General features: G+C 68.5%; 14 protein-coding genes. 13 read left to right on the top strand and 1 reads right to left on the bottom strand.

Translation table 11 applies throughout. The annotated features are described in order from the left end of the window. Positions 1 to 3 precede the first annotated feature (3 nt). From pqqC to pqqF, 4 genes are read left to right on the top strand one after another with little or no spacing between them, the layout of a single operon-like run. Positions 4 to 756: a pyrroloquinoline-quinone synthase PqqC gene (gene pqqC / locus OUY36_RS11250; RefSeq protein WP_267934382.1), complete on the top strand. Its 753-nt coding sequence runs from the start codon at positions 4 to 6 to the stop codon at positions 754 to 756. Then, positions 753 to 1,031 carry a pyrroloquinoline quinone biosynthesis peptide chaperone PqqD gene (gene pqqD, locus OUY36_RS11255; protein ID WP_023123334.1) on the top strand — a complete coding sequence of 93 codons (279 nt, stop codon included), beginning with the start codon at positions 753 to 755 and terminating at the stop codon, positions 1,029 to 1,031. Before pqqC ends, pqqD begins: the two co-directional genes overlap by 4 nt. Continuing rightward, positions 1,003 to 2,154, top strand: a complete 1,152-nt coding sequence (pqqE, locus tag OUY36_RS11260) for a pyrroloquinoline quinone biosynthesis protein PqqE (protein ID WP_023123335.1) — start codon at positions 1,003 to 1,005, stop codon at positions 2,152 to 2,154. The genes pqqD and pqqE overlap by 29 nt, the downstream gene beginning before the upstream one ends. Further along, positions 2,155 to 4,515: a pyrroloquinoline quinone biosynthesis protein PqqF gene (gene pqqF, locus OUY36_RS11265; protein ID WP_267934383.1), complete on the top strand. Its 2,361-nt coding sequence runs from the start codon at positions 2,155 to 2,157 to the stop codon at positions 4,513 to 4,515. Here the strand turns inward: pqqF and OUY36_RS11270 are convergent. Next, complete coding sequence (locus OUY36_RS11270) at positions 4,512 to 5,462, bottom strand: LysR family transcriptional regulator (RefSeq protein ID WP_031654918.1); 951 nt, start codon at positions 5,460 to 5,462, stop codon at positions 4,512 to 4,514. The genes pqqF and OUY36_RS11270 overlap by 4 nt on opposite strands. Positions 5,463 to 5,756: 294 nt before the next feature. Here OUY36_RS11270 and OUY36_RS11275 point away from each other — a divergent pair, with 294 nt between their 5' ends. From OUY36_RS11275 to OUY36_RS11315, 9 genes are all read left to right on the top strand, one after another. Further along, positions 5,757 to 6,083, top strand: coding sequence for a DUF485 domain-containing protein (locus tag OUY36_RS11275; RefSeq protein ID WP_023123338.1), 327 nt, complete (start codon positions 5,757 to 5,759; stop codon positions 6,081 to 6,083). Next, positions 6,080 to 7,729 carry a cation acetate symporter gene (locus OUY36_RS11280; protein ID WP_023123339.1) on the top strand — a complete coding sequence of 550 codons (1,650 nt, stop codon included), beginning with the start codon at positions 6,080 to 6,082 and terminating at the stop codon, positions 7,727 to 7,729. The genes OUY36_RS11275 and OUY36_RS11280 overlap by 4 nt, the downstream gene beginning before the upstream one ends. 416 nt (positions 7,730 to 8,145) lie before the next feature. Further along, positions 8,146 to 9,846, top strand: a complete 1,701-nt coding sequence (locus OUY36_RS11285) for an AMP-binding protein (RefSeq protein WP_023123340.1) — start codon at positions 8,146 to 8,148, stop codon at positions 9,844 to 9,846. Between the two features lie 100 nt (positions 9,847 to 9,946). After that, positions 9,947 to 11,455: a CoA-acylating methylmalonate-semialdehyde dehydrogenase gene (locus OUY36_RS11290; RefSeq protein ID WP_023123341.1), complete on the top strand. Its 1,509-nt coding sequence runs from the start codon at positions 9,947 to 9,949 to the stop codon at positions 11,453 to 11,455. Positions 11,456 to 11,501: 46 nt separating this feature from the next. Further along, the gene (locus OUY36_RS11295; protein ID WP_003239749.1) at positions 11,502 to 12,275 is read left to right on the top strand and encodes an enoyl-CoA hydratase; all 774 of its coding nucleotides are present in this window, start codon (positions 11,502 to 11,504) and stop codon (positions 12,273 to 12,275) included. Positions 12,276 to 12,311: 36 nt separating this feature from the next. Further along, positions 12,312 to 13,202: a 3-hydroxyisobutyrate dehydrogenase gene (gene mmsB / locus OUY36_RS11300; RefSeq protein ID WP_023123342.1), complete on the top strand. Its 891-nt coding sequence runs from the start codon at positions 12,312 to 12,314 to the stop codon at positions 13,200 to 13,202. A 2-nt stretch (positions 13,203 to 13,204) separates the two neighbouring features. Further along, positions 13,205 to 14,290 (top strand): enoyl-CoA hydratase/isomerase family protein, encoded by a 1,086-nt coding sequence (locus OUY36_RS11305; RefSeq protein WP_023123343.1) that lies wholly within the window; start codon positions 13,205 to 13,207, stop codon positions 14,288 to 14,290. 15 nt (positions 14,291 to 14,305) lie between these two features. Continuing rightward, positions 14,306 to 15,457: an acyl-CoA dehydrogenase family protein gene (locus OUY36_RS11310; RefSeq protein ID WP_023123344.1), complete on the top strand. Its 1,152-nt coding sequence runs from the start codon at positions 14,306 to 14,308 to the stop codon at positions 15,455 to 15,457. A gap of 203 nt (positions 15,458 to 15,660) precedes the next feature. Continuing rightward, positions 15,661 to 16,284 (top strand): TetR/AcrR family transcriptional regulator, encoded by a 624-nt coding sequence (locus OUY36_RS11315; RefSeq protein ID WP_023123345.1) that lies wholly within the window; start codon positions 15,661 to 15,663, stop codon positions 16,282 to 16,284. The last annotated feature ends 58 nt before the right edge of the window (positions 16,285 to 16,342 follow it).

The following is a 16,342-nucleotide window of genomic DNA, read 5'->3' on the forward strand; positions in this document are numbered from 1 at the left end:
TCGATGAGCCAACCTGCCATGACACCTGCCGAATTTGAGCAGGCGCTGCGCGCCAAGGGCGCGCTGTACCACATTCACCATCCCTACCACCGGGTCATGTACGAAGGCCGGGCCAGCCGCGAGCAGATCCAGGGCTGGGTGGCCAACCGCTTCTACTATCAGGTCAATATTCCGCTCAAGGACGCCGCGATCATGGCCAACTGCCCGGACCGGGAAACCCGCCGCGAGTGGATTCAGCGCATCCTCGACCACGATGGGGCTCCAGGCGAGGAAGGCGGCATCGAAGCCTGGCTGCGCCTGGCCGAGTCGGTTGGCCTGGAGCGCGAGCAGGTGCTGTCGCAGGAGCTGGTATTGCCCGGTGTGCGCTTCGCCGTCGACGCCTACGTCAACTTCGCCCGCCGAGCCAGTTGGCAGGAAGCGGCCAGCAGCTCGCTGACCGAGCTGTTCGCCCCGACCATCCACCAGTCGCGCCTGGACGCCTGGCCGCAGCACTATCCCTGGATCGACGCGGCCGGCTACGACTACTTCCGCAATCGTCTGAGCCAGGCGCGGCGCGACGTCGAGCATGGCCTGCGCATCACCCTGGAGCACTACCGCACCCGCGAGGCGCAAGAGCGCATGCTAAATATCCTGCAGTTCAAGCTCGACGTGCTGTGGAGCATGCTCGACGCCATGAGCATGGCCTACGAGCTGCAGCGCCCGCCGTACCACACGGTGACCGCCGAACGCGTCTGGCATCGGGGGATCGCCCTGTGAGCGGCTTCGACCGTCGCCTGGTCCCGCGCCTGCGCCCCGGCTACCGCCTGCAATGGGAACCGGCGCAGCAGGCCCATGTACTGCTCTACCCGGAGGGCATGGTCAAGCTCAACGACAGCGCCGGCGCCATCGCCAGCCTGATCGACGGTCGACGCAGCGTTGCCGCCATCGTCGCCGAACTGAAGGCGCGCTATCCCGAGGTCGCGGAGTTGGGCGACGACGTTGAACAGTTTATGGAGGTGGCCCGTGACAAGTTCTGGCTGCAACTCGCCTGACACCCCGCTCGGCCCGCCGCTCTGGCTGCTGGCCGAACTGACCTATCGCTGCCCGCTGCAGTGCCCGTACTGCTCCAACCCGCTGGATTTCGCCCAGCAGGGCACCGAGCTGTCGACCACCGAGTGGATCGAGGTGTTTCGCCAGGCCCGTGAGCTGGGCGCGGTGCAACTGGGTTTTTCCGGCGGTGAGCCGCTAGTGCGTCAGGATCTGGCCGAGCTGATCGCGGCGGCACGTGGCCTGGGCTACTACACCAACCTGATAACCTCCGGCATCGGCCTGACCGAGGCTCGCATCGCCGAGTTCGCCGCGGCGGGCTTGGATCATATCCAGATCAGTTTCCAGGCCGCCGACGAGGAGGTGAACAACCTCTTGGCCGGCTCGCAGAAGGCCTTCGCCCAGAAGCTGGCGATGGCCCGTGCGGTCAAGGCCCACGGCTATCCGATGGTGCTCAACTTCGTCACCCACCGGCACAATATCGACAATATCGAGCGCATCATCAGGCTGTGCCTTGAGCTGGAGGCAGACTTCGTCGAGCTCGCCACCTGTCAGTTCTATGGCTGGGCGGAGCTCAACCGCGCTGGGCTGCTGCCGACCCGTGCGCAGCTGGAACGCGCCGAACGCATTACCAATCAATGGCGTGACAGGCTCGCGGTCGAGAACCACCCGTGCAAGCTGATCTTCGTCACCCCGGATTATTACGAGGAGCGCCCCAAGGCCTGCATGAACGGCTGGGGCAGCCTGTTCCTCGACATCACCCCGGACGGCACCGCGCTGCCGTGCCACAGCGCGCGGCAGCTACCGATCGAGTTCCCCAACGTGCGGCAGATGCCGCTGCGACAGATCTGGCACGACTCGCCGGGCTTCAACCATTTCCGCGGCGACGCCTGGATGCCCGAGCCCTGCCGCAGCTGCGACGAGAAGCACAAGGACTTCGGCGGCTGTCGCTGCCAGGCCTTCCTGCTCACCGGCGACGCCAGCAACGCCGACCCGGTGTGCAGCAAGTCGGCCCATCACGGCGTGATCCTCACCGCCCGCGATGAGGCCGAGCAGGCCGAGCAAGCCATCGCCGAGCTGACCTTTCGCAACGCCGCCACCTCACGATTGATCGCCCGGGTTCGCTGAATGCCCAGCCCAAACGTGCAGCACCTGCGCCTGAGCAATGGCCTGCACGTGACCCTGCTGCACGCGCCTTGGCTGAACCGCTGCGGCGCCGCCCTGCGCATCGGCGCCGGCAGCCACGACGAACCGCCGGAGTACCCGGGACTGGCGCATTTCCTCGAACACCTGGTGTTTCTCGGCAGCCGCCACTTCGCTGCGCAGGACGGCCTGCTGCCCCTGACGATGGAGCACGGCGGCCAGGCCAACGCCAGCACCCGCGAACGCCACACCGACTATTTCTTCGAGCTGCCGACGGCCGCCGTCGACGCCGGCCTGGCGCGGTTGTGCGACATGCTCGCCGCGCCGACCCTGGATCTGCGCCAGCAGCACGCCGAGCGCGAGGTGCTGCACGCCGAATACCTGGCCTGGTCGCGCGACGACCTGAGCGCCGCCAGCCGGGCCCTGGCCGAGGCCGTGCCGGCGCGGCACCCGCTGGCGCGCTGCCACGCCGGCGAGCGCGCCAGCCTGGCGCTGCAGCAAGAGGGGTTTCAGCAGGCCCTGCGCCGCTTCCACCGGGATTTCTACCACGCCGGCCAGGCCCGCCTGGTGCTGCTCGGCCCGCAGCCGCCGGAGCAATTGCGCGAGCTCGCCGAACGCGAGGGCAATCGCCTGCGTGCCGCTACGCCCACGCCGCGCCCGCCGCCGCCGGCCCTGCTGCCGCCGCGCCACAGCCGCGTGGCGATGGCGCGCCCCGGTCTGTGCCTGCTGTTTACCCTGCAGCAACTGCCGGACGGCGCCGCGCCGGCGCTGCAGTGGCTCTGCCAGCAACTGCAGCACGACGCCCCCGGCGGCTGGGCCGCCAGCCTGGCCGAACGCGGCCTGGGCGGTCCGGTACAGGCGAGCCTGGCCTACCACCACCAGGATCAGGCACTGCTGCAACTCGACCTGGGCAGCATCGCCGCGGACGGCGAAACCGCGGTGCTCGAGCTGCTGTTCGACTGGCTGGCGTTCTTCGCCCGCCAGGACTGGGGCGCGCTGAGTACCGAACATCGCCGATGGCTGGCGCGCCAGGCCAGTACGGTGGAACCGCTGGGTCTGCTGCGCCACTGGTTGCAGGTCGGCGAGACGCCGGCGCCGGACGAGGACGTACTGCGCGAGATCCTGCCCCAGCTGCAGCTCGGCAACCTGCTGCGTCTGGTCGGCCAGTGCGGCGCAGTGGCGCGGCACGCGGCCACCCCGCCGCACTGGCAGCTGCTCTCGGCCAATCCCTGGCTGCAGCAGCGTGGCCCGAGCGGTACGACGGCGCCGAGCAATGCCACAGGCCTGCGCCGCGAGCGCCTGCCCGGCGGCCATGCCTATGGAGCGCTGTTTCTACGCTGGCAGGCAGCGCCGGGCTACTCGCCGCCCGGCGGCCTGCTGCAGGGCGCCGTGCAAGCGCTCGCCACGACGACCCGGCGCGCCGGCTTGGAGCTGGGTCTGAGTTCCGGCGGCGAGCTGTGTGAGTTGCGCCTGAGCGGACCCGCGCCGCTGCTGCCGGACCTGCTGCGCGCCAGCCTGGACGCCCTGGACAATGCCCCGCTTCCCCAGCCGGCGCCGACGCCCTCGCCATCCGCGGCGATGTTCCTGCGCCGCCTGTGGCAACGCCTGGAAAGCGAGCTGACGCGCCAGCTGCATCCGCCTGGCGACCCGGTGAGGTTGAGCGATTGCCGCCGCGACGGCCTGGCCCTGGGCCTGGACGACGCGCAGTGGCACGCGGTCTGTGCGCTGTGGAACGCGGCGCCGGGGCAAGCCGGGCGCTGGCCGTCGCAGCGCCCGCGACTGGAGCAGCGGCTGTGGCTGGAGGTCGAGCCGATGGCCGGCGAACAGGCGCTGCTGCTGTTCGTTCCGAGCGGCCAGGGTAGTGCCGCCGAACAGGCGGCCGCGCGCCTGCTCGGCCAGTGGCTGCAGGCGCCCTTCCATCACCACTGGCGTCAGCGACTGGGGCTGGGCTACGGCGTGTTCGCCGGTCATCGGCGCCTGGCCGGGCTGGATGGCCTGTTGTTCGCCGTGCAATCGCCATACGCCGACGCCCACACGCTGCTCGGTCATGTGCAGGCCTTTATCGACGCCCAGCGCGTACCACTGGCAGGTCTCGACCTGGCGCGCCAGCGCGAACTGCTGCTGGCCCGTCTCGCCCCCGCAAAACTAGCCCCGGGCGAGGCCGCGACCCTGCTCTGGCAACTTGGGGACGACGCTGGACAACTGCAGCGGCTGCGCGAGGCGGTGGCCGCGCTCGATTCGGAGGCCCTGGATCGGGCCCTGCTGGCGCTGGGCTCGCCCGCCGCCGGCTGCTTCTGCCTGGCCACCGGCGCGCCTGCCGATTCGCGCTGGCGCCCGTCGGCCTAGAGACTCGGCAGGTAGACCATCTGCGTCGACTCGCCCAGCAGCAGGTCGCGATTGAGTTCGGCGCAGGCACGCAGGTACTCGGCCACCAGGGTGACTCGCTTGAGCTTGCGCAGATCCTCGCTGTAGTACATCCAGAACTGCCGCATCACCTCGACTTCGTCCGGCAGTACCGCCTGCAGGCGCGGATCGGGGCCGGCGAGAAAACACGGCAGTATCGCCAGCGCGCGGCCCTCCAGGGCCGCGTGGTACTGAGCGACCACGCTGGTGCTGCGCAGGCGGCTGTGCGCACCGGGCAGCAGGTCGTTGAGGTACAGCAGCTTGAAGCTGAACGCCAGATCCTCGACGTAGGTGACGAAGGCATGCCCGGCCAGGTCGTCGCGGCTGCGGATCGGCGCGTGGTTGGCCAGGTAGCCGGGCGTGGCGTACAGGCGCAGGCGGTAGTCGCACAGCCGCGAGCAGACATAGGGGCCGCGTTCCGGGCGTTCCAGGGTGATGGCGATGTCCGCCTCGCGCCGCGACAGGCTGATGAAGTGCGGCACCGGCAGGATGTCCACCGAGATGTTCGGGTAGTGGTCGAGAAAATGGCTCATCTGCGCCGTGACGAAGCAGGAGCCGAAGGCCTCGGTGCAACCGATGCGCAGATGCCCGGCGAGCCCGCCGGTGCTGCCGGAGACCTGTTCGCAGGCGACCTGCAGCGTGCCCTCCAGACTCTCCACGTGCCCCAGCAGGCGCTGCCCCTCGCTGGTCAGGACGAAGCCGGCGCTGCGTGACTTCTCGAACAGCAGCGCGCCCAGGCTCTGTTCCAGGCCGCGGATGCGCCGCGACACCGTGGTGTAGTCCACTCCCAGCCGACGCGAAGCCGCGCTGGCGGTGCGACTGCGCGCCACCTCGAGGAAAAAGCGCAGGTCGTCCCAGTTGATTCGCTCCATAGCTGTGCTTTTTTGCATATGAGTCAGGCTTATTTGTCAATTCATAGAGTAAATACGCCTACATATACTCCCTGTCACAACGCCTGACCAGATCGGGCCGGCCCCTCCAACAACAATTCAGGGCTTAGCGCATGAACGCATGGTCCATCACCGGCGTGTGCGGCGGCTGCGGATCGCTCCGCGGCAGCGCCGTCGACGACGACCCGCCTCCCCCCACCCGCCCGGGCACTGCTCTCCCACGTACCCAGCGTCCGCGTCCCACACGCGACGACATCTGCAGCAATCCGACAACAACAACCACGGAGCACCAGCATGAGCAGCCACGCCAACCATGCCCTGACCTGCGCACTGATCCGCAGCAATCCCAAGTTCCAGCGCCTCGCCCGCCGCCGCGCGCGCCTCGCCTGGGCCCTGAGCGCCCTGGTGCTGGCCCTCTACTACAGCTTCATCATGCTGGTGGCCTTCGCTCCCGGTTGGCTGCACCTGCCGCTGTACGCCGGCAGCCACCTGAGCCTGGGCCTGCCGCTGGGAGCTGCGCTGATCCTGCTGTGCTGGCTGCTCACCGCCTGGTACGTGCGCAGCGCCAACCTGCATTTCGACGCCATCAGCGCGCAGATCCTCGAGGAGTCCCAGGTATGAAACGTCCAGCCCTTCTGCTCGCGCTCTGTGCACCACTGGCCGAGGCCGCCCCCCTGACGGCCGAGCAACAGCCGCTCAACCTGCACGCCATCGGCATGTTCTTCGTCTTCGTCCTCGCCACCCTGGCGATCACCTGGTGGGCGGCGCGGCGCACCCGTTCGGCCGCCGATTTCTACAGCGCCGGCGGCGGTATCAGCGGCTTCCAGAACGGTCTGGCGATCGCCGGCGACTACATGTCGGCGGCCACCCTGCTGGGCCTGTCCAGCCTGGTCTTCGCCCGGGGCTACGACGGCTTCGTCTACATCATCGGCTTCTTCGTTGGCTGGCCCATCGTCACCTTCCTCATGGCCGAGCGCCTGCGCAACCTGGGTCGCTACACCTTCGCCGACATCGTCTCCTACCGGCTGGACCAGACCCGCGTGCGCAGCTTCGCCGCGCTCGGCTCGCTGACCGTGGTGTGCTGCTACCTGGTGGTGCAGATGGTCGGCGCCGGCCAATTGATCAAACTGCTGTTCGGCCTCGACTACAGCACCGCGGTAGTGGTGGTCGGCGCGCTGATGCTGGTCTACGTGATTTTCGGCGGCATGCTCGCCACCACCTGGGTGCAGATCACCAAGGCGGTACTGCTGCTTGGCGGCGGCACTACCCTGGCAGTGCTGGCACTGGCGCGTTTCGACTTCAGTTTCGAGACGCTGGCCGAGCAGGCCGTGGCCCTGCATGCCAGCGGCGCGCAGATCATGGGCCCCGGCTCCCTGCTGGCCGACCCGATCAATGCGGTGTCGCTGTCGCTCGGCCTGGTCTTCGGCATCGCCGGCCTGCCGCACATCCTGATGCGTTTCTTCACCGTGCCCAACGCCCGCGAGGCGCGGCGCTCGGTGCTGTTCGCCACGCTGTTCATCGGCTTCTTCTTCCTCGTGGTCTGCGCCCTGGGCTACAGCGCCATCGTCATAGTCGGCGGCGACCCGCAGTACTTCGTCGACGGCAAGCTCGGTGGCGCCCTGATCGGCGGCGGCAACATGGTGGCCATGCATCTGGCCAAGGCAGTGGGCGGCGACCTGTTCCTCGGTTTCCTCTCCGCCGTGGCCTTCGCCACCATTCTCGCGGTGGTCGCCGGCCTGGCCCTGGCCGGCGCCTCGGCCATCTCCCATGACCTCTACGCCTCGGTGCTGAAGAAAGGCCGCGCCAACGAGAAGGACGAGATGCGCGTCTCGCGCATCGCCACGGTGGCCATCGGTATGGTCGCCATCGGCCTGGGCATTCTCTTCGAGCAGATGAACATCGCCTTCCTGGTCGGCCTGACCTTCGGCGTGGCCGCCTCGGCCAACTTCCCGGTGCTGATCATGGCCATGTACTGGGACGGCCTGACCACCCGTGGTGCGGTCTATGGCGGCCTGGCCGGCCTGATCAGCGCCCTGGCCCTGGTGATCGGCTCGCCCTCGGTGTGGGTCGGCGTGCTGGGCCATGCCGAGGCGCTGTTCCCCTACGACCAGCCCGCGCTGTTCTCCATGCCGCTGGCCTTCGTCACCATAGTGCTGGTCTCCAAGCTGGACCGCAGCAAGCGCGCCCAGGCCGAGCGCGCCGCCTACGCCGACCAGTTCGTGCGGGCCCAGACCGGCTTCGGCGCAGCCGCCGCCAGCAGTCACTGACGCGACCCACGTGGCGCCAACCCCTGGCGCCTCCCTGGGGCGTAAGGCCCCAAGCGCGACCAAGTTCCTTGCGTCGCGCTTTTTTATGCCTGCGTATCAGGTCCTTCCCTTCACCCCCACCGCCGGGCCGGACCGTCGAGAAGCCATGGGGGACATCGCTGCGGGACATGCAACATTTTTGCATATCGCACCTGAATCCATACGTGTTCTTATCCTAACAATGCCTACCTATACTGGACTCACCAGCCTGGTGATAAAACCGGGCCAGTCCCAACAAAAATAAACAAGGGCACTCGCCATGAAACCATCCTCCGCTGCCACCCTCCTCCCGCCATCGACCGCCCGCATGTGCCTCGTCCATGCCGGCCACCGCGCCGCCTGACCGCCCGTACCGCGCCGATCGCAGGAGAACCGCCATGAACCGCAACAGCCAACCCTTCGTCGCCGCACGCGACTTCCTCCTGGCCCACCGCACCGACTACGCCGCCGCGGTGCGCGACTTCCGCTGGCCGCAGTTGCACCAGTTCAACTGGGCACTGGACTACTTCGACGCCATGGCCGAGGGCAACCAGGCGCCGGCGCTGTGGATAGTCGAGGAAGACGGCAGCGAGCAGCGCTACAGCTTCGCCGAACTGGCCGAGCGCTCCAACCGCGTGGCCAACCACCTGCGCGCCCTCGGCGTGCGCCGTGGCGAACGCATGCTGCTGATGCTGGGCAACCACATCGCCCTGTGGGAAACCATGCTCGCCGCCTTCAAGCTCGGTGCCGTGGTGATCCCGGCCACCGCCCTGCTCACCGCCGAGGACCTGCGCGACCGTATCGATCGCGGCCAGGTGCGCCACCTGGTGGTGGGCAGCGAGCACACCGGCAAGTTCGCCGACCTGGCCGCAGGCTGCACGCGCATCTGCGTCGGTGCACCGGTGGCGGGCTGGACGCCGCATCAGACCTACGCGGAGCACGCCAGCGCGTTCACTGCCGAGGGCACCACCCTGGCCACCGACCCCATGCTGCTGTACTTCACCTCCGGCACCACCAGCAAACCGAAGATGGTCCTGCACAGCCACCAGAGCTACCCGGTCGGCCACCTCTCGACCATGTACTGGATCGGCCTGCAGCCGGGCGACCTGCACCTGAACATCTCCTCGCCGGGCTGGGCCAAGCACGCCTGGAGCTGTTTCTTCGCGCCGTGGAACGCCGGCGCCTGCATTTTCATTCACAACGTCGCCCGCTTCAGCGCTCCGGCCCTGCTCGGCGTGCTGGAAAAATACGGCGTCACCAGCCTGTGCGCGCCGCCCACGGTATGGCGCATGCTGATCCAGGAAGACCTGGCCAGCCTGAAAGGCCGCCTGCGCCTGCGCGAACTGGTGGGCGCCGGCGAGCCGCTCAACCCGGAGATCATCGAGCAGATCCAGCATGCCTGGGGCCTGTGGTTGCGCGACGGTTTCGGCCAGTCGGAAACCACCGCCCTGGTCGGCAACACCCCCGGCCAGCCGCTCAAACCCGGGTCCATGGGCCGTCCGCTGCCCGGCTACCGGGTGTGCATGCTCGACCCCGACGGCCAGCCGGCCAGCGACGGCGAGGTGGCCCTGCCGCTGGAGCCCCATCCGCTGGGCCTGATGCTGTGCTACGAGGACAGCCCGGAGAAGACTGCCGAGGTGATGCGCGGCGGCTACTACCGCACCGGCGACACCGCGTCGGTCGACGCCGACGGCTACGTCACCTTCGTTGGCCGCGCCGACGACGTGTTCAAGGCCTCCGACTACCGCATCAGCCCCTTCGAGCTGGAGAGCGCACTGATCGAGCACCCGGCGGTGATGGAGGTGGCGGTCGTGCCGAGCCCGGATCCGGTACGCCTGGCCGTGCCCAAGGCCTTCCTCATCCTCGCCCACGACGAACCCGGCAGCGCCGCGCTGGCGGAAAACATCCTGGCCTTCGCCCGCGAGCACCTGGCGCCCTACAAGCGGGTGCGGCGCATCGAGTTCGTCACCGAGCTGCCCAAGACCATCTCCGGGAAGATCCGCCGGGTCGAACTGCGGCAGATGGAAGTGCAGCGCCGCCAGGGCGAACGCGGCGCGCAGGAATACTTCGAAGAAGACTTCCCGCAGCTCAAGGGCTGAAACCGGGCCGGCGCGCCGGCCCTCCGCAAATCACCCCGACCGCTCGGCCGCACCGGCCGAGGGGACCCACTCGACCTCAAGAAAGCAGGCAGGACCGAAAATGACCTCTTCCAGCGTTCCCAGCGTCAAGCTGCTCATCAACGGCGAATTCGTCGAATCCAAGACCACCCAGTGGCGCGACGTGGTCAACCCGGCCACCCAGCAGGTGCTGGCCCGCGTGCCCTTCGCCACCGCCGCCGAAATGGACGCCGCCGTGGCCGCCGCCAAGGAAGCCTTCAAAACCTGGCGCAAGACCCCGATCGGCGCCCGCGCGCGGATCTTCCTCAAATACCAGCAACTGATCCGCGACAACATCAAGGAGCTGGCCGCCCTGCTCACCGCCGAACAGGGCAAGACCCTGCCCGATGCCGAAGGCGACGTGTTCCGCGGCCTGGAAGTGGTCGAGCATGCCGCCAGCATCGGCACCCTGCAGATGGGCGAGCTGGCCAACAACGTCGCCGGCGGCGTCGACACCTACACCCTGCTGCAACCCCTGGGCGTATGCGCCGGCATCACCCCGTTCAACTTCCCGGCGATGATCCCGCTGTGGATGTTCCCCATGGCCATCGCCTGCGGCAACACCTTCGTGCTCAAGCCGTCCGAGCAGGACCCGCTGGTGACCATGCGCCTGGTCGAACTGGCCCTGGAGGCCGGCGTGCCCAAGGGCGTGCTCAACGTCATCCATGGCGGGGTCGATGCGGTGAACCTGCTGTGCGACCACCCGGACATCAAGGCGGTGTCCTTCGTCGGTTCGACCCAGGTCGGCACCCACGTCTACAACCGCGCCAGCCAGAACGGCAAGCGCGCCCAGTGCATGATGGGAGCGAAGAACCACGCCATCGTGCTGCCCGACGCCAACAAGCAGCAGACCCTCAACAACCTGCTCGGCGCCTCCTTCGGCGCCGCCGGCCAGCGCTGCATGGCCCTGCCGGTGGTGATCCTGGTCGGCGAGGCGCAGGCCTGGCTGCCGGAGCTGATCGAACGCACCAAGACCCTCAAGGTGAACGCCGGCACCGAGCCGGGCACCGATATCGGCCCGGTGATCTCCTGCGCCGCCCTGGAGCGCATCACCGGCCTGATCGTCAAGGGCGTCGAGGAAGGCGCCAAGCTGGAACTGGACGGTCGCAACCCGCACGTGCCGGGCTATCAGGACGGCAACTTCGTCGGCCCGACCATCTTCTCCGGGGTTACCGCGCAGATGACCGTGTACCGCGAGGAAATCTTCGGCCCGGTGCTGTGCGTGATGCAGGCCGCCAGCCTGCAGGAGGCGATCGACATCATCAACGCCAACCCGAACGGCAACGGCACCGCCCTGTTCACCCGCTCCGGCGCCGCCGCGCGGCACTTCCAGGAAGAGATCGACGTCGGCCAGGTGGGCATCAACGTGCCGATTCCGGTGCCGGTGCCGCTGTTCTCCTTCTCCGGCTCGCGCGCCTCCAAGCTCGGCGACCTGGGCCCCTACGGCAAGCAGGTGGTGACCTTCTACACCCAGACCAAGACCGTCACCCAGCGCTGGTTCGACGAGGATGCCGACGGCGGTGCGGTGAACACCACCATCACCCTGAAATGACCACCCGGGCCGGCGCCCGCGCGCCGGCCCCGCCAGGAACACGCCGATGAACTACGAAACCCTGCTGGTCGAGGTGCGCGAGCGCGTCGGCCTGATCACCCTCAACCGGCCGCAGGCCCTCAACGCGCTGAACAGCCAGCTGATCGCAGAACTGAACCAGGCCCTCGACCGCCTGGAGGCCGACCCGGAGGTCGGCTGCCTGGTCATCACCGGCTCGGCCAAGGCCTTCGCCGCCGGCGCCGACATCAAGGAAATGGCCGACAAGGGCTTCCCGCAGATCTACCTCGACGACTTCTTCGCCGCCGCCGACCGCATCGCCGCGCGGCGCAAGCCGATCATCGCCGCGGTGGCCGGCTACGCCCTGGGCGGCGGCTGCGAACTGGCGCTGATGTGCGACTTCATCTACGCCGCCGACAACGCCCGCTTCGGCCTGCCGGAGCTGAGCCTGGGGGTGATCCCCGGCATCGGCGGCACCCAGCGCCTGACCCGCGCGCTGGGCAAGGCCAAGGCCATGGAGCTGTGCCTGACCGGCCGCCAGCTGCATGCCGAAGAAGCCGAGCGTGCCGGCCTGGTGGCCCGCGTGCTGCCGGCCGCCGAGCTGCTGGAACGCACCCTGGAAGCGGCCCGCGGCATCGCCGGCAAATCGCTGCCGGCGGCGATGATGATCAAGGAATGCGTCAACCGCGCCGAGGAGATCGGCCTGGCCGAAGGCGTGCGTTTCGAGCGCCGCCTGTTCCACTCGCTGTTCGCCAGTCACGACCAGAAGGAAGGCATGCAGGCCTTCGTCGCCAAGCGTGCGCCGAACTTCCGCCATCACTGAATCGCTGCCGCCACCCTCATCTACGGAGTATCCACCATGCATATCGGATTTCTCGGCCTCGGCAACATGGGCGCCCCCATGGCCCGCAACCTGCTCAAGGCCGGCCACAGCCTGACCGTCTTCGACCCCTTCACCCAGGCGGTCGCCGCGCTGGTGGAGGCCGGCGCCAGCGCCGCCGCCTCGCCCACCGCGGTGGCCAAGGCCGGGGTCGAGGCGATCGTCACCATGCTGCCGACCGCCGCCCACGTGAAACAGGTCTACCTGGGCAAGGACGGCCTGCTGGCCCATGTCGGCCAGGGCGTGTTGCTGATCGACAGCTCCACCATCGACCCGCTGAGCGCCCGCGAGGTGGCGACCCTGGCCATCGCCCAGGGCAATCCCATGCTCGATGCACCGGTCTCCGGCGGCACCGGCGGCGCCGCGGCCGGTACCCTGACCTTCATGGTCGGCGGCTCGGTCAGCGTGTTCGACCAGGCCCTGCCGATTCTCTCGGCCATGGGCAAGAACGTGGTGCACTGCGGCAGCGCCGGCAACGGCCAGGTGGCCAAGATCGCCAACAACATGCTGCTGGGCATCTCCATGGTCGGCGTCGCCGAAGCCATGGCACTGGGCGTGGCCCTGGGCATGGACGCCAAGGTGCTGGCCGGCATCATCAACACCTCCAGCGGTCGTTGCTGGAGCTCGGAGCTGTACAACCCCTTCCCCGGCGTGCTGGACAACGTGCCCGCCGCACGCGGCTACAGCGGTGGCTTCGGTAGCGACCTGATGCTCAAGGACCTCGGCCTGGCCACCGATGCCGCACGCCACGCGCGCCAGCCGGTGCCGCTTGGCGCCACCGCCCAGCAGCTGTACCAGACCTTCAGCCTGCAGGGCCATGGCGGCCTGGACTTCTCCGCGATCATCAACCTGTTCCGTCGGGAAGCCTGAACATGAGCCAGGAGCAAGCGGTACTGGCCGAGGTGCGCAACGGCATCGGCCATCTGACGCTGAACCGCCCCGAGGGCCTCAACGCCCTCGACCTGCCCATGGTGCGCCTGCTCTGCCGCCACCTCTGGGCCTGGGAGCAGGACCCGGCGATAGTCGCCGTGGTCCTGCGTGCCGCCGGCGGCAAGGCCTTCTGCGCCGGCGGCGACATCCGCATGCTGTACGAGAGCCAGCGTGCCGGCGACAACCAGAACGTGCTGTTCCTCGAAGAGGAATACGCCCTCGACGAATACCTGCACGGCTACGCCAAGCCGGTACTGGCGCTGATGGACGGTTACGTGCTGGGCGGCGGCATGGGCCTGGCCCAGGCCGCTTCGCTGCGAGTGATCACCGAGCGCACGCGGATGGGCATGCCCGAGGTCGGCATCGGTTTCTTCCCCGATGTCGGCGGCAGCTACTTCCTGCCACGCCTGCCGGGCGAACTGGGCCTGTACCTGGGTGTCACCGGCGTGCAGGTGCGCGCCGCCGACGCGCTCTACGCCGACCTGGCCGACTACTGCCTGGCCAGCGAACGGCTCGCCGAGCTGGACGCCCGTCTCGACCAGCTGCAGTGGAGCGACTCGCCCCACGAGGACCTGCGCGCGCTGCTCACCGAGCTGGCCACCGTGCGCATCCCCGGTTCCGAGCTGAAGGCCTTGCGCCCGGCGATCGACCAGCATTTCGCCCTGCCCGACCTGCTGGCGATTCGCGACGCGCTGCGCCGCGAGAGCCGCCCGGAGCTGCGCGACTGGGCCGAGGAGACCCTGCGCGTACTCGACAGCCGCTCGCCGCTGGCCATGGCGGTGACCCTGGAGCTGCTGCGCCGCGGCCGCTACCTGAGCCTGGCCGACTGCTTCGCCCTGGAGCTGCACCTGGATTACCAGTGGTTCGCCAAGGGCGACCTGATGGAAGGCGTGCGCGCCCTGATCATCGACAAGGACAAGCAGCCGCGCTGGAACCCGCCCACCCTGGATGAGCTGGCGCCGGCGCGGGTGCAGGCCTTCTTCAACGGCTTCCGCCCGGCCTCCGGCAAGCCCCTTCGCACCGCCTGAGCGCAGGAGAACATGATGAACGATCTGCAACTGACCGAAGAACAACGCATGATCCGCGACATGGCGCGCGACTTCGCCCGCAGCGAGGTGGCGCCGCACGCCCAGGCCTGGGAGCAGGCCGGCTGGATCGACGACGCCGTGGTGGCGCAGATGGGCGAACTGGGTCTGCTCGGCATGGTGGTGCCGGATGCCTGGGGCGGCAGTTACACCGACTATGTGGCCTATGCCCTGGCCGTGGAGGAAATCTCCGCCGGCGACGGCGCCCTCGGCGCGCTGATGAGCATCCACAACTCGGTGGGCTGTGGGCCGCTGCTCAAGTACGGCAGCGCGGCCCAGCAGGACGCCTGGCTGCCGGCGCTGGCCAGCGGCCAGGCCATCGGCTGCTTCTGCCTGACCGAACCGCAGGCCGGCTCCGAGGCCAACAACCTGCGCACCCAGGCGCTGCTGCAGGACGGTCACTGGGTGCTCAACGGCGCCAAGCAGTTCGTCAGCAACGGCAAGCGTGCGCAGCTGGCAATCGTCTTCGCGGTCACCGATCCTGCGCTGGGCAAGAAGGGCCTGTCGGCCTTTCTGGTGCCGACCGACACTCCCGGCTTCGTGGTCGAGCGCAGCGAGCACAAGATGGGCATCAAGGCCTCGGACACCTGCGCGGTGACCCTGCAGGACTGCCGCATTCCGCAAGACAACCTGCTCGGCGAGCGCGGCAAGGGCCTGGCCATCGCCCTGGCCAACCTCGAGGGCGGGCGTATCGGCATTGCCGCCCAGGCCCTGGGGATCGCCCGCGCGGCCTTCGAGGCGGCGCTGGGCTACTCGCGCGAGCGCGTGCAGTTCGGCAAGCCGATCGCCGAGCACCAGAGCGTGGCCAACCTGCTGGCCGACATGCACACCCGGCTCAACGCCGCGCGCCTGCTGATCCTGCATGCCGCGCAGCTGAAGAGCGCCGGCCTGAGCTGCCTGTCGGAGGCCTCGCAGGCCAAGCTGTTCGCCTCGGAAATGGCCGAATGGGTGTGTTCCAAGGCCATCCAGATCCACGGCGGCTACGGCTACCTGGAGGACTTCCCGGTGGAGAAGTACTACCGCGACGCGCGCATCACCCAGATCTACGAGGGGTCCAGCGAGATCCAGCGCCTGCTGATCGCCCGCGAGCTGGCGCACTACCCGCTCTGACGCAACGGCGGGCGCCACGCACCCGCCCTTCTGCCGAACCTGCCGCGGAGTTGTCCGGGCTCGACCTGCAAGCGGCGAGGCGCTGCGCAATCTCGGCGACCTCACCACATCCATCGCCAGCACTACCCTGGAGCAAGTCCACGTGAGCGAAGATATCAACCAGAACGTCACCCAGGCCGAGGACAGCGCCCCGGAGCAGTTCCGTGTCTAGCCCGGTGGCACGCCCGGCGCCGCGCAGCAAGGCCGGAATACGCTATCAGGATGCCCAGCGTGCGGCGCTGGAGCTGTTCGCCGAGCGTGGTTTCAGTCGCGTCGGCATGCGTGACCTGGCCGCCCATATGGGTATCGCCGCCGGCTCGCTGTACAACCATATCGAGAGCAAGGAAGCGCTGCTGTTCGAGTTCATCGAGGAGTTCTACAGCGCCCTGACGCTGGGCGCCGAACAACTGCTCAAGAGCCAGCCCGACGCCAGGAGTCGGCTGCGCGCGCTGCTCGAACGCCACTTGCAGTTGCACCAGAGCATGCCCTTGCACTTTCGTCTGGCCGAATACGAGCTGTGCTGCCTGCCACCCGAGCCGCTGGAGCAGATCCTCGAGCTGCGCGAGCGCTACGAACAGCACTGGCTGCAGGCCGTGGCGCCGCTGTGCGGCCAGGCGCCAGACGCTGTCCGTCGCGGCGCGGTACGGGCCATCGTCTCGCTGCTCAACCAGCTGCCGGCCTGGACCCAGGCTGCCTGCGACGAGCCCGCCAGCCGCCTGCGCCTGCAGCAGGAGATGGTCCTGGGCGCGCTGGCTGGCGCGCTCGGCATGGCCGTTCACACCTTCTGACGGCATCGTCCGTACTTGACAGGGGTGCTTTTCCAGCTTTACGTTAACGTAAAGGTAA

This window comes from Stutzerimonas sp. R40042, from assembly GCF_026642215.1.
Taxonomy (GTDB): Bacteria; Pseudomonadota; Gammaproteobacteria; order Pseudomonadales; family Pseudomonadaceae; genus Stutzerimonas; species Stutzerimonas frequens.

Bases quoted from the DNA above. Each gene is read 5' to 3' on its own strand.
- pqqC (WP_267934382.1), top strand. From the start codon at position 4: ATGAGCCAACCTGCCATGACACCTGCCGAATTTGAGCAGGCGCTGCGC.
- pqqF (WP_267934383.1), top strand. From the start codon at position 2,155: ATGCCCAGCCCAAACGTGCAGCACCTGCGCCTGAGCAATGGCCTGCAC.
- OUY36_RS11270 (WP_031654918.1), bottom strand. From the start codon at position 5,462: ATGCAAAAAAGCACAGCTATGGAGCGAATCAACTGGGACGACCTGCGC.
- OUY36_RS11275 (WP_023123338.1), top strand. From the start codon at position 5,757: ATGAGCAGCCACGCCAACCATGCCCTGACCTGCGCACTGATCCGCAGC.
- OUY36_RS11280 (WP_023123339.1), top strand. From the start codon at position 6,080: ATGAAACGTCCAGCCCTTCTGCTCGCGCTCTGTGCACCACTGGCCGAG.
- OUY36_RS11285 (WP_023123340.1), top strand. From the start codon at position 8,146: ATGAACCGCAACAGCCAACCCTTCGTCGCCGCACGCGACTTCCTCCTG.
- OUY36_RS11290 (WP_023123341.1), top strand. From the start codon at position 9,947: ATGACCTCTTCCAGCGTTCCCAGCGTCAAGCTGCTCATCAACGGCGAA.
- OUY36_RS11295 (WP_003239749.1), top strand. From the start codon at position 11,502: ATGAACTACGAAACCCTGCTGGTCGAGGTGCGCGAGCGCGTCGGCCTG.
- mmsB (WP_023123342.1), top strand. From the start codon at position 12,312: ATGCATATCGGATTTCTCGGCCTCGGCAACATGGGCGCCCCCATGGCC.
- OUY36_RS11305 (WP_023123343.1), top strand. From the start codon at position 13,205: ATGAGCCAGGAGCAAGCGGTACTGGCCGAGGTGCGCAACGGCATCGGC.
- OUY36_RS11310 (WP_023123344.1), top strand. From the start codon at position 14,306: ATGAACGATCTGCAACTGACCGAAGAACAACGCATGATCCGCGACATG.